The following is a 13,677-nucleotide window of genomic DNA, read 5'->3' on the forward strand; positions in this document are numbered from 1 at the left end:
CGAAGCGATCGTGAAGGATATGGGGCCTAACCGCCGGCCCGCAATGTCATTGGGCATCGGCCGGGGCGGGCGGCGGCGGCGCCATGCCGATATTGGCCGCATCGACCACCTTGCCCTCCGGGAACTTGGCAAACAGTGCCGAGGCCAGCCGTCCGGCCACCGCGCCATTGTCCAGGCCGTCGTCGCCTTCGCGATTCTGCGCCTCGGCGTGGCCTTCCCACAGCGTCGCCCCGCTCGCCTTGTCGCGGATGCGCACATCGAGCCGCGTTTCGACGATGGCCTTCTTCGGCTTGGACAAGTCGACATTCAGCGCCAGGCCATAGCCGCTGCCGCGATTTGACACGTATGTCGTCATCGCACCGCTGACCGGCTTGTGTGGCTCTTCGGCCGGCAGCACGACACGGTGGCTTACGCCCACCTGCACCACCTGCCCGGGATCCTGCGCGTTGGCGGTGTCATAACCCCGGCCCGCAAGCTGATCGACCACGGCCGCTTCGTAGACCGGCAGCTTCCAGTCCGCGTCCGATGCATCTTCGCCCGCGGTCAGCGCGGCAACGACGATGCGTCCCTTGCCCAGACGGTCTCCGGCATCCGCCGCGCGATAGGCGGTAACTTCGACCTTCTTCGAAGGCTCGATCCCCTGCCGCGCGCCCCGGTCGAGCCGATCCATGTGGTCCCAGCGCGATCCCATCGGCCCATCGCCAAAGTAGGGTTGCGCCAGCGCCAGCGAGGGCAGGCCAAGGAGAAGGAGGGAAAGTGCGGCACGGCTGCTCATTGTTGTCTGGTTCCGTCTGTGGGTTGCGATCCCGCGTGGTCGCTCGTGCCCCTCGAGCGCTGTCACTGTCCTGAACGCGAAATGGCAGGTTTCCCTTCGTCGCTTTAAGCGGCGCTTTATGCTGCTAGTGCGAAAGGAATCGCGGCAATCGAAGGTGATTCGGCAGATGAAGGTACCAGTCCTTGTTACCGGCGGCGCAGGCTATATCGGCAGCCACGCGGTCCTCGCCCTCAAGGATGCCGGCTGGCCGGTCGCCGTGATCGACAATCTGACCACCGGCTTCCGCTTTGCCATACCCGACGGCGTTCCGCTTTACGAGGGCGACATCGAGGATGGCGCGCTGCTGGCCCGGATCTTTGCCGAGCAGGGCACGCAGGCCGTGATGCATTTCGCCGGCTCGATCATCGTTCCTGAATCGGTCGAGAACCCGCTCAAGTATTATCACAACAACACCGCCAAGAGCCGCGCGCTGATCGACGCGGCGGTAAGCGGAGGCTTGAAGCACTTCATCTTCTCGTCCACCGCGGCGACCTACGGCATCCCCGAAGTCTCGCCGGTGACCGAGGACAGCCCCAAGCAGCCGATCAATCCCTACGGCATGTCCAAGCTGATGACCGAGATCATGCTGGCGGATACGGCCAGGGCCCATCCGCTGAACTTCTGCGCGCTGCGCTACTTCAACGTTGCCGGCGCAGATCCGCAGGCCCGCACCGGCCAGTCCACGGCGGGCGCCACCCACCTGATCAAGGTTGCGGTGGAAGCGGCACTGGGCAAGCGCGACAGCGTCGGCGTGTTCGGCACCGACTACGCCACGCCCGATGGCACCGGGGTGCGCGACTACATCCACGTGTCGGACCTTGCCGCGGCGCACGTGCTGGCGCTGGAAGGGCTGATCGAACAGCCCGAACGCTCGCTCACCATGAATTGCGGCTATGGCCGGGGCTTTTCGGTGCTCGAAGTGCTCGACGCGGTCGATCGCGTCACCAACCGCACGATCGACCGCCGCATGGAAGGCCGCCGCGCGGGCGATCCCGATTCGCTGATCTCGGACAACCGGCGGATCAAAGAAACGCTGCCGTGGGTGCCGCAGTATGCCGATCTTGAAACGATCGTGACTCACGCGCTCGCCTGGGAGCGCAAGCTGACCGAGATTCGCGGCGAGGCCTGACTCATCGCCCGCCGCAGTTGACTTATCACCAGCCCCCCGGTAACGGCGCGGCTTCAATTTTCGGCCCGGTCGCTTCGGGCAAAGGGATTCGGACATGAAGATTCGCAACAGCCTGAAGTCGCTCAAGGATCGTCACCGGGACAACCGCGTGATCCGTCGTCGCGGCCGCACATACGTCATCAACAAGACCCAGAAGCGCTTCAAGGCCCGCCAGGGCTGATTGCGGACCGGCTCCGTTCGCGGGGCCGGCGCAGCGCTGCTGCCTTGCATGAGGCACGAAGCCCTCGCCATCGGCGGGGGCGCTTTCGTTTGTGCGTCCGCTTTTGCTGGAGAGTTTGCCGGTGGCTGATGTTGATGCGGTGGTCTGGGACATCGGCCGGGTGCTGGTGCAGTGGGACCTGTCCCGCATCTATCGCGACGTCATCCCCGATCCGGTAGAGCGCGCGGCCTTCGTCGCCACCGTGGTGAGCGAGGAATGGCACGGCCAGCATGATGCGGGCGTGCCCTGGCCCGAGATGGTGGCGCAGCGCACGGCCGAGTTTCCCGAGCACGCGGCGCTGATCGAACGCTACGCCACCCACTGGCTCGATGCGGTGCCCGGCCCGATCGACGGCACGCACCCGCTCGTCGAACGGCTGACCGCCGCACGCGTCCCGCAGTTCTCGATAACCAATTTCGGTGCCGATGCCTTCGCGCTGTTCCGCCCGACGTTCCCGATCCTCGACCACTTCAGCGACATCGTCGTGTCGGGCACCGAAAGGCTGGTGAAGCCGGACACCGCGATCTTCGATCTGGCCGCGGCCCGCTTCGGCTATGCACCGCAGGCGATGCTGTTCATCGACGACAATGCCGCCAACATCGCCGCTGCCGCCGCGCTCGGCTGGCAGGTTCATCACTTCACCGGGGATGCCGCCGCGCTGGAGGCGGACTTGGTGCGGCGCGGCCTGATCGCCTAACGCAGGCCGATCACCGAAATCTGCCGCCCGTAGCTCGCTTCGCCGCGATGCGTCGCGCGGCGGAACGAATAGAACCGGTCGTCTTGCGCGTAAGTATCCTCGCCCAGCATGCCGACGCTGCCGACGCCACCTGCGCGCAGGCGTTCGGCGACATAGCCTTCGAGATCGAACCAGGCATGGTCCGGCCGCCCGGCGCGAAAGAAGCGCTGGTTGGCGGCATCCGCTTCCAGAAAGCGCCGCTCGAAGCCGTCGTCGACTTCATAGCTGCGCTGCGCGATACAGGGGCCGACCACGGCGGCGATGTCTTCCCGGCGCGCGCCGAGCGCTTCCATCGCCGCAACGGTGGCGTCGGTAACGCCGCCGATCGCGCCTTTCCACCCGGCATGCGCCGCGCCGACCACGCCCGCGCGCGGATCGTGGAACAGCACCGGCGCGCAATCTGCCGTCAGGATGCCGAGCAGCACGCCCGGCCGGTCGGTCACCAGCGCATCGGCATGGGGCCGCGCATCGTCACCCCACGGCTCGGCCACCGTCACCGCGTCGGCCGAATGCACCTGGTAGCAGCACACAAGCCGCGCGTTCGGCGCCACGGCCGCAACCACCCGGCGACGGTTTTCGGCGGTGTGCGCGGGATCGTCCTCGGAAAAGCTGACATTGAGCCCTCCAACCACGCCTTCGCTGACACCGCCCTTGCGGCCGAGGAAGCCGTGCGCCGCTCCGGCGAGCGCGGCATGCGTCAGCACCTCGACCGGTTGGTTCACCCTTCCAGGCTCCGCGTCACCTGTTCGCGCACATCACGCGAAAGATCGGGCACCGCCGCGATGCGTTCCAGCTGTTCGCGCATCAGCTTGGCACGGCCCGGCTCCACTTTGCGCCAGCGGCCGAGCGGCGGAACGCAGCGCGCCGCGACATTGCCGTTTATCGGATCGAGCTGGAGGATAAGGTCCGCCAGTAGCTTGTAGCCTTCGCCATCCGCGGCATGGAACGCGCCCGCGTTGGCGGCGAAGGTGATGTACAGCGCACGCACCCGGTTAGGGTTGGTCAGCGTGAAGTCCGCATGTTCGGCCAGCGCCTTCACGTGGTCGATGGCGTGCGGATGCAGCGATCCCGCCTGAAGCGAGAACCACTTGTCGATCACCAGCATGTTGCCGGCGAAGCGATCGTGGAAATCGGCCAGCGCAGTGGCCCGCTCGGGCGTTTCGAGCCCGCACAGCACCATCAGCGCGCCCTGTCGGTCGGTCATGTTGTCGGCCGCATCGTACTGCGCCTTGGCGCGCCGCGCGGCTTCGCCGGCATCGGCGGCGGCAAGGAAGACCAGCGCCAGCGTCTTGAGCTTGCGGGCGCCGCGCGCCTCCGCCGAAAGGCTGTAGGGCACCGCCGAACAGCGATCGTGCAGATCGCGCCAGGCCGCGCCGAGTGTCGTGCCGAGCCAGCCCTTCAACGCCTCGCGCTCGTCGTGGACGCGGCTCGGGTCGACCGCCGGGATCTGCTCGGCGAGGTAGGATTCGCCCGGCAGGATCAGCAGTTCGCCACGCATCAGGTCGTCGAGCGCGGGGTCGGCCAGGACGGCAGCGATGGCATCGCCGATCGCCCGGCGGCCCGCGTCGCGCTCGGCATCGGACAGCTGCCCCTCGACCGCCGCAACGAGATGCTGGACGACCAGCTGCTGCATCGCTTCGTAGCGCGCGAAGGGATCGTCGTCATGCTCGGCGAGGAACACCAGATCCTCGTTCGAGGAGGGCGAGCGGATCGCCACCGGCGCCGAAAAGCCGCGGTTGATCGACAGCACCGGTGCCTGCGCAAAGCCGTCGAACGCCCAGCTTTGCTCCGCCTCGGTCAGCACGAGCAGCTCCTCGCCGCGATGCTTTCCGGTGGCGCGATCGAACAGCGCTGTGCGCAGCGGGATCACCATCGGCAGCTTCTCGGGCTGGCCGGGGGTCGGCGGCACCGTCTGGCGCAGGGTCAGCGTGGCGGTCTCGCCTTCGTGGACCAGCGAGACGTCGACACGCGGCGTGCCCGCCTGCGCATACCAGCGGCGGAACTGCGCAAGGTCCAGCCCCGCCCCGTCCTCGATCGCCTTGACGAAATCCTCGCACGTCGCCGCTTCGCCGTCGTGGCGCTCGAAATAGAGGTCGGTTCCCTTCCGGAAGCGGTCGAGCCCTGCCAGCACGGTCATCATGCGGATGACCTCGGCGCCCTTGTTGTAGACCGTCGCGGTATAGAAGTTGCTGATTTCCTGATAGGAATCGGGCCGGATCGGGTGCGCGAGCGGTCCCGAATCCTCGGGGAACTGCGCCGCGCGCAGGATGCGCACATCCTCGATCCGCTTGACCGGGGCGCTGCCCATGTCTGCGCTGAACTGCTGGTCGCGCAGCACGGTGAAACCTTCCTTCAGGCTCAGCTGGAACCAGTCGCGGCAGGTGACGCGGTTGCCCGACCAGTTGTGGAAGTATTCGTGCGCGACCACGCCCTCGATCGCGTCGTAGTCCGCGTCGGTCGCGGTTTCCGGATCGGCAAGGATGTAGCGGGTGTTGAAAATGTTCAGCCCCTTGTTCTCCATCGCGCCGGCGTTGAAATCCGCCACGGCGACGATGTTGAACAGGTCGAGATCGTATTCGCGGCCATAGACCTCCTCGTCCCACTTCATCGAGGCGATCAGGCTGCGCATCGCATGGCCGGTGCGCGCCTCGTCGCCGGCGCGGACGTAGATGGCGAGATCCACCGTGCGGCCCGAACGCGTGACGAACTGGTCGCGCGTCGCCACCAGGTCACCCGCCACCAGCGCGAACAGGTACGAAGGCTTGGGCCAGGGATCGTGCCATTCGGCCAAGTGGGTGCCGTCCGCAGCCTCGCCTGCGGCCACCGGGTTGCCGTTCGACAGCAGCACCGGGAAGGCCGACTTGTCGCCCGCCATGCGCACCGAATAGACCGAGAGCACGTCGGGCCGATCGGGGAAGAAGGCGATGCGGCGGAAACCTTCCGCCTCGCACTGGGTGCAGAGCATGCCGTTCGAGGCATAGAGCCCCGAAAGCTGCGTATTGGCCGCAGGGTTGATCACCGTTTCGACAGAGATTTCGTGCGCATCGCCAGGCAGGTCGATCAGCAGGTCGCCGCCCTCCATGCGCCAGTCATTGTGCGCCTGCCCATCGACCAGCACTTCCTGCGCGACCAGCCCATCACCATTGAGCCGAAGCGTCGCGCTGCCGTCCGCCGCCGCGTTGCGCTCCACCTTCAGCGTGCTCTTCACCCGCGTCGCATCGAGCGAAAGGGCGAAATCGAGCGCGATCTCGGGCACCAGCCAGGCGGGCGGGCGATAGTCCGCGCGGTTGATCACGGGCGCCGGAGCGGGGGCGAGGGGCGTGTTCGAAAGATCGTTCATCGCCCCTGACTTAGGGAGCGGTTGCCGCAGGGGCAATTCGGGATAAGGTCCATCGCATGCAAAACATGCTGATTTTCGGGATGGGCTACACCGCAGGCCGGCTGGCACGCCGCCTGCGCGACCTTGGCTGGATGGTGCGCGGCACGGGACGCGGCGGCGATCTGGCCTTTGCAGACCGCGATGCGGTGCTGGCCGCGCTCGCAAAGGCGAGCCACGTGCTGTCCTCGGTTCCGCCCGACCGCGCCGGCGCCGATCCCGTGCTCGAAGGCTATGGCTCGGCGTTGCGCGACTGGCCGGGCAGGTGGATCGGCTACCTTTCGTCTACCGGAGTCTATGGCGATGCGGGTGGCGCCTGGGTGGACGAGGCAACGCCCATCGGCGGGGGCCGTCGCTCGGCGCGAGCAGAGGCCGATCGCGCTTGGCAGGAGCTGGGCGAGCGTGTGCGCGTGTTCCGCCTGCCCGGCATCTATGGCCCGGGTCGCAGCGCGCTGGATCGCGTGGCAGAAGGCCGCGCCCATCGTATCGCCCTGCCCGATCAGGTGTTCAGCCGCGTCCATGTGGACGACATCGTTTCGGGCGTGGTCGCCGCGCTTTCAGGTCCGCCGGGCGTCTACAATCTTGCCGACGATGCGCCGTCCAGCCAGAACGCGGTGATCGAGGAAGCCGCGCGCATCCTCGGGCAGACGCCTCCGCCCATGCAGACGCTGGAGGAAGCGCAGCTTTCACCCATGGCGCTGGCCTTCTACGCCGAAAACCGCCGCGTCGCGAACGGCAAGGCGAAGCGGCTGCTCGGCTGGGCGCCCGCCTATCCCGACTACTGCGCGGGCCTGCGCGCCCTCAGCGCCACGACCAGCCCCGCCCCCACCAGCACCGAACCCGCCGCTGCCAGCACGGACCATTCGTAGCCTTCGAACAGCGTCGACAGCAGCATCGCCACCACCGGGATGATCACGCTGGAATAGGCGGCGCGGCCTGGCCCCAGATCGCGCAGCAGGCGGGCATAGATCGGGAAGGTCAGCACCGAACCCATCAACGCGAGGTAGGCGATGCCACCCAAATAGCCCGCGCGCGGTTCGAACTGCGGCGGACCGTAGAGCAGCAGCGCCACGGCAAGGTCGGCAAGCACGCCCCACAGCATGGCCCAGGCAAGCAGCGCCACCGGCGAATGCCGATGCGCCTCGCGCCCCGCCTGCAGCACGTTCGCCCCCGATGCGCTCATCAGCCCGATGATCGTGAAGGCAACGCCGAGCGGCACCTGCGCGCCCGGCGGGGCGAGGCGATATTCGTGGAGCAGCAGCAGGGCGATGCCCGACAGCGCGATGGCCGAGCCGACGAGGAAGCCGCGCGTGATCGCCTGCCCAAGGAAGCTGCGCGCCAAAAGCGCGTTGGGCACCATCAGCAGCGCGAACAGCACCGCGACGATGCCCGAGGTGAGGAACTGCTCGGCGCGGTAGACGAACTGGAAGTTCAGGCAGAACTGCAGCACGCCGACCACCAGCGCCAGCCGCTGCCCCGCGCGCCCCAGCCGCAGCGAATCGCCCCGAACCAGTGCCAGCACGAACATGCCGGCACAGGCGAGCATGAAGCGCCAGACCACCGACCAGCTTGGCGGCACGCTGCCCACCTGGTCCTTGATCACCAGCCAGGTCGACCCCCAAACAAGCGTGATCAGGGCAAAGCCGCCGATCGCGCGCGGCGTCCAGCCGTGCTCGCCCGGCGCGGTCATGAAGGATCGCTCACAGCGCGGCGATCGCGCGTGCCAGCGCCGCGACGTGGCCGGCATCGCTGTTCCACGCCGTCACCAGCCGGGCCGCGCCCGGGGCGCCGGCGGGCGCCGGCCAGTCATAGAAATCGAAGCCCTGCGCGCGCAGCGCGTCCTGTTCGGCGGGCGAGAGCACCACGAACACCTCGTTCGCCTCCACCGGCTGGATCAGCCGCGCACCGGCTGCGCCCGCGATCTCCTGCGCCGCGGCATTGGCCGACCGCGCGTTGTCGAGCCACAGATCGCCTTCGAGCATCGCGAGAACCTGCGCCGCCAGATAGCGCCCCTTCGATTGCAGATGCCCGGCGCGCTTGCGGCGATAGCGCACCACGTCGGCAAGGCCGGGTTCGAAGAACACCAGCGCTTCGGCGTTCATGCCCCCGTTCTTGACGAAGCCGAACGACAGCGCCGAAACACCCGCCTCGCAGGTAACTTCGGCCGGACGGCAGCCAAGGTGCGCCACTGCATTGGCGAAACGCGCCCCGTCCATGTGCAGACCGAGGCCACGCTCCGCGGCAAGGCTGCCCAACGCCGCAACTTCGCGCGGGGCATAGGCGCGGCCATATTCGCTCGCCTGCGTGATCGAGATCGCGTGTGGCTGCACCTGGTGGACGTCGTTGCGGATCGGATCGATCACCGCGCGCACGGCATCGGGCGTCAGCTTCGCGCCCTCACCCTCGGCCAGCAGCAGCTTGGCACCGTGGGTGAAGAAGCCCGGCGCCCCGCCTTCGTCCACTTCGATGTGCGCCTCGCGATGGCATACGACGCCCCCGTGCGGCGGGACCATCGCGGCAAGCGCCAGGCAATTGGCGGCCGTGCCGGTCGCCACCCACAACGCGGTGCATTCAGTGCCGAACAGCGCCTCGAACGCCTCGTCCAGCTTCTGGCTGAGCGCGTCGTTGTCATAGGCGGCATCGGCCTGATCGGCATCGTGCAGCGCCTTCCACACGCGGGGATGGACGGCGGCGGCGTTGTCGGAGAAGAATTTCATGGGATACCGCTTGGGATGCACGGCGTTGCCGGTCAAGCACGCACGATAATCGCATGACCAACAAGGGTCGCAGGCAAGGAGCGCAGGCCATGACAGACGTCACAATCACCCATCTCGATCAGGGGGCCCGCGGCGAATACCATGCGCGCGTCGAAGGGGCCGAGGACATCGGGCGCCTCACCTACCTGCGCCAGGGCGACGTGCTCGTCGCCGACCATACGCTGGTCCCTCCATCGATCGGCGGGCGCGGCGTGGCTGGCAAGCTGGTCGAGGCGCTTGTCGCCGATGCGCGCAAGTTCGGCTGGAAGATCGAACCACAGTGCAGCTACGTCGCCGCCGCGTTCGAGCGGCATCCCGACTGGGCCGACCTGCGCGCCTGACCCGGCGCTCTACTTCGGATTGAGCACCAGACGGGCGTCGAGTCCGTTCTCGTGCCAGTCGATCGCTAGCGTGCCCTTGCGCGCCTTCACGATGCGGTCGATCAGGCCAAGGCCCTGACCGCCGGCGCGCGACGTCGCCTCTACCTGTCGCTTCGATCGTTCCTGCCAGGTGATCGCGATCGGCCCGCCCGCCTGTTCGGCGCTCGCCGCGATCGACAGCGATCCGCCGTGGCCGATGGCGCCGTGCTTGGTCGAATTGACCACCAGCTCGCCGATCACCAGCGCGATCGCATCGATCACGCGGCGATCCGCCTCGAGCTCGGCCGGGGCCTGTATGTGGATATCGCAGATTCCGACGAACGGCCGCACCAGCGCATCGAGCAGGCCGGCGATATCGCCGCCGCCTTCGGGGCCGTCGAACAGCGACTGCGCGGTGGACAGCGCGGTGATGCGCTGCTGCATGTCGCTGGCGAAAGCGCCCAGGTGGGCATCCCCGCGCGCCATGCCCTGCAGCAGGCTGCACACCATCGCGTAGCTGTTCTTGAGCCGATGGCGCATTTCCGCGTTGAGGATGCGCAGCGCCTCGCGGTCGCTTTCGCTCTGCGTAATGTCGCGCGAAACCGAAAGGTAGCCGACCGGCGCGCCGCCGGCATCGCGCACCATCGAAACGCTGACGTCCCACCAGCGCGGGGCACCGCGCGCGGTCGGGCAGAACGCCTGGAACCGCGCCGCACCGCCCGACTGGGCCTCTGCGTAGGAATCGCGGATCGTGCCTGCGGCCTCGGTGGGCCAGAGCGTTTCCCATGCGCGGCCTTCAATCAGCGAGAAGTCCTCGACCTCCATCGCGCACTGGCCATTGGGATTCATCCATAGCAGCCGCCCGTCCTGGTCGAGCAACTTCACGCAGTCGGAGCTCTGCTCCATGACTGCGGCAAGGCTTTCGGGACTGAGCGAGGCCTTCGTGAGCATTCCGGAGTGCCAATCCAGCAGCGGACAAACGGTTTCAGACTGCCGCAGATAAAACCGCAGCGACCGGCGCGAAATATATCCAAGGTTAGGAAAAGGGGCAGTTCGGAGCCCGCAAGAGGGAAATGGTGCTGCTGGGGAGGATTGAACTCCCGACCTCAGCCTTACCAAGGATGCGCTCTACCACTGAGCTACAGCAGCACACCATTTCCGTATGACCGCGCCGGTGGTCCGGCGGCGGGCAGGGGCGCGCTTTGGCGGCGAGGGGCTGCTTTGTCAAGCGCGGCCTTGCAGCAAATCGGCCGGCACGGCAAAGCAGGCGCGATGAACGACGCGAACCCTCCAGCCGACCCTTCCAGGCTAACGCGCGAAGAACGGCTCGCCGCACGTCTGCGCGACAACCTTCGCCGCCGCAAGGCACAGGCCCGCGCGCTGGACGGCAAGGCCGATTCGGCATCCGCCCCTCGGCAAGAGGGCTGAATCCCTTCCCAAAGCGATGCCCTGCGGTTAGGGGCATGCCCAAATCCGTCCGTCCTTCCCAGGAGCGAAGATGCCCCGCCTGATTTTGATCCGCCACGGCCAGTCGCAATGGAACCTCGAAAACCGCTTCACCGGCTGGTGGGACGTGGACGTGACCGAGAAGGGCGCGACCGAAGCCCTCGCCGCGGGCGCGCTGCTCAAGGACAAGGGCGTGCTGCCGACGGTTGCGTTCACCTCGCTGCAGACCCGCGCGATCAAGACGCTGCACTTCGCGCTCGAAGCTGCCGGTCGCCTGTGGATCCCCGAGGACAAGGACTGGCGCCTCAACGAACGCCACTATGGCGGGCTGACCGGGCTCGACAAGGCGGAGACCGCCGCCAAGCACGGTGACGAGCAGGTCAAGGTCTGGCGTCGCAGCTTCGACACGCCGCCGCCGCCGCTCGACAAGGGCAGCGAATTCGACCTGTCGGGCGACCCGCGCTACGCCGGCATTCCCGTGCCCGCGACCGAAAGCCTGAAGGACACCATCGCCCGCGTGCTGCCGTGCTGGGACGAAAAGATAGCGCCCGCATTGAAAGCGGGTGAGACGGTGATCGTCTCGGCCCACGGCAATTCCTTGCGCGCGCTGGTCAAGCACCTGTCGGGCATTTCGGACGAGGACATCACCGGCCTCGAGATCCCGACCGGCCAGCCGATCGTCTACGAACTCGACGACGCCCTCGCCGAAGTCGAACGCTACTACCTGTCCGAGCGCTGAGCGTCGGGCCGCCAAGGGGGGAAGAGGGACATGAGCGATCGGCCTGAAGTCGCCATCGTCATGGGCAGCCAGTCCGACTGGGAGACGATGAAGAACGCCGCCGCCGTGCTCGACAAGCTCGGCGTCGCGCACGATTGCCGCATCGTTTCGGCGCACCGCACGCCTGACCGGCTCGTCGCCTTCGCCAAGGGCGCGCACCTTGAAGGGTTCCGGGTGATCATCGCCGGGGCCGGCGGCGCCGCGCACCTGCCCGGCATGGTCGCGTCGATGACGCACCTTCCCGTGCTGGGCGTGCCGGTCGAATCGAAGGCACTGAAGGGCATGGATTCGCTGCTCTCGATCGTCCAGATGCCCGGGGGCATCCCCGTCGCGACGCTCGCCATCGGCGTTCCGGGGGCGACCAACGCCGGCATCCTCGCCGCCTCGATCCTCGCGACTTCGGACGCAGATCTGGCGCAGCGGCTGATCGCGTTCCGCACCGCGCAGACCGATTCGGTGGCGGAGAAGCCGGTCTGATGATCCCCCCCGGCGAGACGATCGGCATCCTCGGCGGCGGCCAGCTTGGCCGGATGATCGCGCTTGCCGCGGCGAACCTCGGCTATCGCTGCCACGTCTACGCGCCCGAAGCGGATTCGATCGCGGCGGATGTCTGCGCCGCGTTCACGCAGGGCCACTACGACGACACCGAAAAGCTCGCCGCTTTTGCGGAAACCTGCGCGGTCGTGACCTACGAATTCGAGAACGTCGCTGCCGCCCCGCTCGAAGCGGTGACGGCGCATGCGCCGCTACATCCGCCGGCGCGCGCGCTCGAAGTGGCGCAGGATCGCGTCAACGAAAAGACCTTCGTCGAAGCGCTGGGCGGCCGCCCCGCCCCGTGGGCCAAGGTCCACAGCAAGGCTGACCTGCTCGATGCCGTCGCCCGCATCGGCACGCCCGGCATCCTCAAGACCCGGCGTGATGGCTACGACGGCAAGGGGCAGTGGCGGATCATGTCCACGGCCGATGCGCAAGCGCTTGACCTTCCCACCAAGCCGCTGATCTACGAAGGGTTCGTGACGTTCGAGGCCGAGTTTTCGGTGATCCTCGTGCGTGGGGCCGATGGCGACGTGCGGTTCTGGGATTCGGCGCAGAACGTGCACAAGGACGGCATCCTCGACCGCTCGACCGTGCCTGCATCGCCGGTGATCCTCTCGCAGGTGGAAGAGGCGCGCGCGCTGGCGCGGCAGGTGGCCGATGCGCTGCATTACGTGGGCGTGCTGACGCTCGAATTCTTCGCCACCGCGGCGGGGCCGGTGTTCAACGAAATGGCGCCGCGCGTGCACAACTCGGGCCACTGGACGATCGAGGGTGCGCTCACCAGCCAGTTCGAAAACCACGTCCGCGCGATCTGCGGCCTTCCGCTGGGGTCGACCGCGCTCGCAGCGCAAGGCGCGGTGATGGACAACCTGATCGGCGACGACGCGCACGATTGGCCGGCGCTCCTGTCCGACCCCGCCAACCACCTCCACCTTTACGGCAAGGCGGCGGTGCGGCCGGGCCGCAAGATGGGGCACGTGACGCGGCTGGTGCTGTGACGCAAGGCCGGTCGATCTTTTCCATCTTCGCGCGTGCGCGCGATGGAACCATTGGCGACCAGGGCCGGCTCGCGTGGCAGATTCCCAATGATCTCAAGCGGTTCAAGGCGCTGACCATGGGCCTGCCGATGATCATGGGGCGCAAGACGTTCGATTCGCTTCCAGGCCTGCTGCCCGGCCGCCGCCACATCGTGCTGACGCGCGACAGCGCGTGGGCCGCGCCCGGCGCAGAGGTGGCGCACGATGTCGCAGGCGCGCTGGCACTGGCGGGCGATGGCGATGTCGCGGTGATCGGCGGCGCGGAAGTGTTCGCGCTGTTCGAGCCCATCGTCACCCGCATCGAGCTGACCGAAATCCACGCCGCGTTTGCCGGTGACACGACGATGCCCTATCCCGGCGCACAATGGCGCGAAACGGCGCGCGAGGCCCATCCCGCGACGGATGGACGGCCCGCGTACGATTTCGTCACGCTGGAGAGGGGCTGAACCG

Annotated in this window: 16 protein-coding genes and 1 tRNA gene; 10 read left to right on the forward strand and 7 right to left on the reverse strand. The window is 67.6% G+C overall.

Annotation, left to right across the window (positions count from 1 at the left end):
* Positions 1–46: 46 nt before the first annotated feature.
* Positions 47–775, reverse strand: coding sequence for a DUF4136 domain-containing protein (locus tag HHL27_RS12255; RefSeq protein WP_169493723.1), 729 nt, complete (start codon positions 773–775; stop codon positions 47–49).
* 166 nt (positions 776–941) lie between these two features.
* On the opposite strand from HHL27_RS12255, the gene galE reads away from it, so the two are divergent.
* The 3 genes from galE (at position 942) to HHL27_RS12270 (ending at position 2,899) form a co-directional block, all read left to right on the forward strand.
* The gene (gene galE / locus HHL27_RS12260; RefSeq protein ID WP_169493724.1) at positions 942–1,943 is read left to right on the forward strand and encodes a UDP-glucose 4-epimerase GalE; all 1,002 of its coding nucleotides are present in this window, start codon (positions 942–944) and stop codon (positions 1,941–1,943) included.
* Positions 1,944–2,037: 94 nt separating this feature from the next.
* Entirely contained in the window at positions 2,038–2,163 is a 126-nt protein-coding gene (gene ykgO, locus HHL27_RS12265; RefSeq protein ID WP_054122357.1) for a type B 50S ribosomal protein L36, read from the forward strand.
* A gap of 121 nt (positions 2,164–2,284) precedes the next feature.
* Entirely contained in the window at positions 2,285–2,899 is a 615-nt protein-coding gene (locus HHL27_RS12270) for an HAD family hydrolase (protein WP_338114894.1), read from the forward strand.
* Here HHL27_RS12270 and pgeF read toward each other — a convergent pair.
* Positions 2,896–3,660 (reverse strand): peptidoglycan editing factor PgeF, encoded by a 765-nt coding sequence (pgeF, locus tag HHL27_RS12275; protein ID WP_169493726.1) that lies wholly within the window; start codon positions 3,658–3,660, stop codon positions 2,896–2,898. The two genes, HHL27_RS12270 and pgeF, sit on opposite strands and share 4 nt — an antisense overlap.
* Positions 3,657–6,278 carry an aminopeptidase N gene (gene pepN, locus HHL27_RS12280; protein WP_169493727.1) on the reverse strand — a complete coding sequence of 874 codons (2,622 nt, stop codon included), beginning with the start codon at positions 6,276–6,278 and terminating at the stop codon, positions 3,657–3,659. The genes pgeF and pepN overlap by 4 nt, the downstream gene beginning before the upstream one ends.
* Positions 6,279–6,334: 56 nt before the next feature.
* Between pepN and HHL27_RS12285 the strand changes: the two genes are divergently transcribed.
* Positions 6,335–7,183 carry a Rossmann-fold NAD(P)-binding domain-containing protein gene (locus tag HHL27_RS12285; protein ID WP_169493728.1) on the forward strand — a complete coding sequence of 283 codons (849 nt, stop codon included), beginning with the start codon at positions 6,335–6,337 and terminating at the stop codon, positions 7,181–7,183.
* Here the strand turns inward: HHL27_RS12285 and HHL27_RS12290 are convergent.
* On the reverse strand, positions 7,093–8,004 hold the full coding sequence (locus tag HHL27_RS12290; protein ID WP_169493729.1) for a DMT family transporter: 912 nt from the start codon (positions 8,002–8,004) through the stop codon (positions 7,093–7,095). The two genes, HHL27_RS12285 and HHL27_RS12290, sit on opposite strands and share 91 nt — an antisense overlap.
* Before the next feature lie 10 nt (positions 8,005–8,014).
* The gene (locus HHL27_RS12295; RefSeq protein WP_169493730.1) at positions 8,015–9,031 is read right to left on the reverse strand and encodes a threonine aldolase family protein; all 1,017 of its coding nucleotides are present in this window, start codon (positions 9,029–9,031) and stop codon (positions 8,015–8,017) included.
* A gap of 89 nt (positions 9,032–9,120) precedes the next feature.
* Here HHL27_RS12295 and HHL27_RS12300 point away from each other — a divergent pair, with 89 nt between their 5' ends.
* A complete protein-coding gene (locus HHL27_RS12300; protein WP_169493731.1) occupies positions 9,121–9,411 on the forward strand; it encodes a GNAT family N-acetyltransferase in 291 nt (96 codons plus the stop codon).
* A gap of 9 nt (positions 9,412–9,420) precedes the next feature.
* Here the strand turns inward: HHL27_RS12300 and HHL27_RS12305 are convergent, their stop codons facing one another.
* Positions 9,421–10,380, reverse strand: a complete 960-nt coding sequence (locus HHL27_RS12305; RefSeq protein WP_169493732.1) for a PAS domain-containing protein — start codon at positions 10,378–10,380, stop codon at positions 9,421–9,423.
* Between the two features lie 123 nt (positions 10,381–10,503).
* Positions 10,504–10,578: transfer RNA gene (locus HHL27_RS12310), tRNA-Thr, on the reverse strand.
* A gap of 123 nt (positions 10,579–10,701) precedes the next feature.
* Here HHL27_RS12310 and HHL27_RS12315 point away from each other — a divergent pair.
* From HHL27_RS12315 to HHL27_RS12335, 5 genes are all read left to right on the forward strand, one after another.
* Complete coding sequence (locus tag HHL27_RS12315) at positions 10,702–10,857, forward strand: hypothetical protein (RefSeq protein ID WP_169493733.1); 156 nt, start codon at positions 10,702–10,704, stop codon at positions 10,855–10,857.
* Positions 10,858–10,927: 70 nt separating this feature from the next.
* Positions 10,928–11,614 carry a 2,3-diphosphoglycerate-dependent phosphoglycerate mutase gene (gene gpmA / locus HHL27_RS12320; RefSeq protein WP_169493734.1) on the forward strand — a complete coding sequence of 229 codons (687 nt, stop codon included), beginning with the start codon at positions 10,928–10,930 and terminating at the stop codon, positions 11,612–11,614.
* 30 nt (positions 11,615–11,644) lie between these two features.
* Positions 11,645–12,130, forward strand: coding sequence for a 5-(carboxyamino)imidazole ribonucleotide mutase (gene purE, locus HHL27_RS12325; RefSeq protein ID WP_169493735.1), 486 nt, complete (start codon positions 11,645–11,647; stop codon positions 12,128–12,130).
* The gene (locus HHL27_RS12330; protein ID WP_169493736.1) at positions 12,130–13,188 is read left to right on the forward strand and encodes a 5-(carboxyamino)imidazole ribonucleotide synthase; all 1,059 of its coding nucleotides are present in this window, start codon (positions 12,130–12,132) and stop codon (positions 13,186–13,188) included. The genes purE and HHL27_RS12330 overlap by 1 nt, the downstream gene beginning before the upstream one ends.
* The gene (locus tag HHL27_RS12335) at positions 13,185–13,673 is read left to right on the forward strand and encodes a dihydrofolate reductase (RefSeq protein ID WP_169493737.1); all 489 of its coding nucleotides are present in this window, start codon (positions 13,185–13,187) and stop codon (positions 13,671–13,673) included. The genes HHL27_RS12330 and HHL27_RS12335 overlap by 4 nt, the downstream gene beginning before the upstream one ends.
* The last annotated feature ends 4 nt before the right edge of the window (positions 13,674–13,677 follow it).

Origin of the sequence: Novosphingobium olei (assembly GCF_012927405.1) — a bacterium.
Taxonomy (GTDB): Bacteria; Pseudomonadota; Alphaproteobacteria; order Sphingomonadales; family Sphingomonadaceae; genus Novosphingobium; species Novosphingobium olei.

What these genes read in the sequence shown, in the direction of transcription:
- HHL27_RS12255 (WP_169493723.1), bottom strand. Translation starts at nt 775, where the DNA reads ATGAGCAGCCGTGCCGCACTTTCCCTCCTTCTCCTTGGCCTGCCCTCG.
- galE (WP_169493724.1), top strand. Translation starts at nt 942, where the DNA reads ATGAAGGTACCAGTCCTTGTTACCGGCGGCGCAGGCTATATCGGCAGC.
- ykgO (WP_054122357.1), top strand. Translation starts at nt 2,038, where the DNA reads ATGAAGATTCGCAACAGCCTGAAGTCGCTCAAGGATCGTCACCGGGAC.
- pepN (WP_169493727.1), bottom strand. Translation starts at nt 6,278, where the DNA reads ATGAACGATCTTTCGAACACGCCCCTCGCCCCCGCTCCGGCGCCCGTG.
- HHL27_RS12285 (WP_169493728.1), top strand. Translation starts at nt 6,335, where the DNA reads ATGCAAAACATGCTGATTTTCGGGATGGGCTACACCGCAGGCCGGCTG.
- HHL27_RS12290 (WP_169493729.1), bottom strand. Translation starts at nt 8,004, where the DNA reads ATGACCGCGCCGGGCGAGCACGGCTGGACGCCGCGCGCGATCGGCGGC.
- HHL27_RS12295 (WP_169493730.1), bottom strand. Translation starts at nt 9,031, where the DNA reads ATGAAATTCTTCTCCGACAACGCCGCCGCCGTCCATCCCCGCGTGTGG.
- HHL27_RS12300 (WP_169493731.1), top strand. Translation starts at nt 9,121, where the DNA reads ATGACAGACGTCACAATCACCCATCTCGATCAGGGGGCCCGCGGCGAA.
- HHL27_RS12305 (WP_169493732.1), bottom strand. Translation starts at nt 10,380, where the DNA reads ATGCTCACGAAGGCCTCGCTCAGTCCCGAAAGCCTTGCCGCAGTCATG.
- HHL27_RS12315 (WP_169493733.1), top strand. Translation starts at nt 10,702, where the DNA reads ATGAACGACGCGAACCCTCCAGCCGACCCTTCCAGGCTAACGCGCGAA.
- gpmA (WP_169493734.1), top strand. Translation starts at nt 10,928, where the DNA reads ATGCCCCGCCTGATTTTGATCCGCCACGGCCAGTCGCAATGGAACCTC.
- purE (WP_169493735.1), top strand. Translation starts at nt 11,645, where the DNA reads ATGAGCGATCGGCCTGAAGTCGCCATCGTCATGGGCAGCCAGTCCGAC.
- HHL27_RS12330 (WP_169493736.1), top strand. Translation starts at nt 12,130, where the DNA reads ATGATCCCCCCCGGCGAGACGATCGGCATCCTCGGCGGCGGCCAGCTT.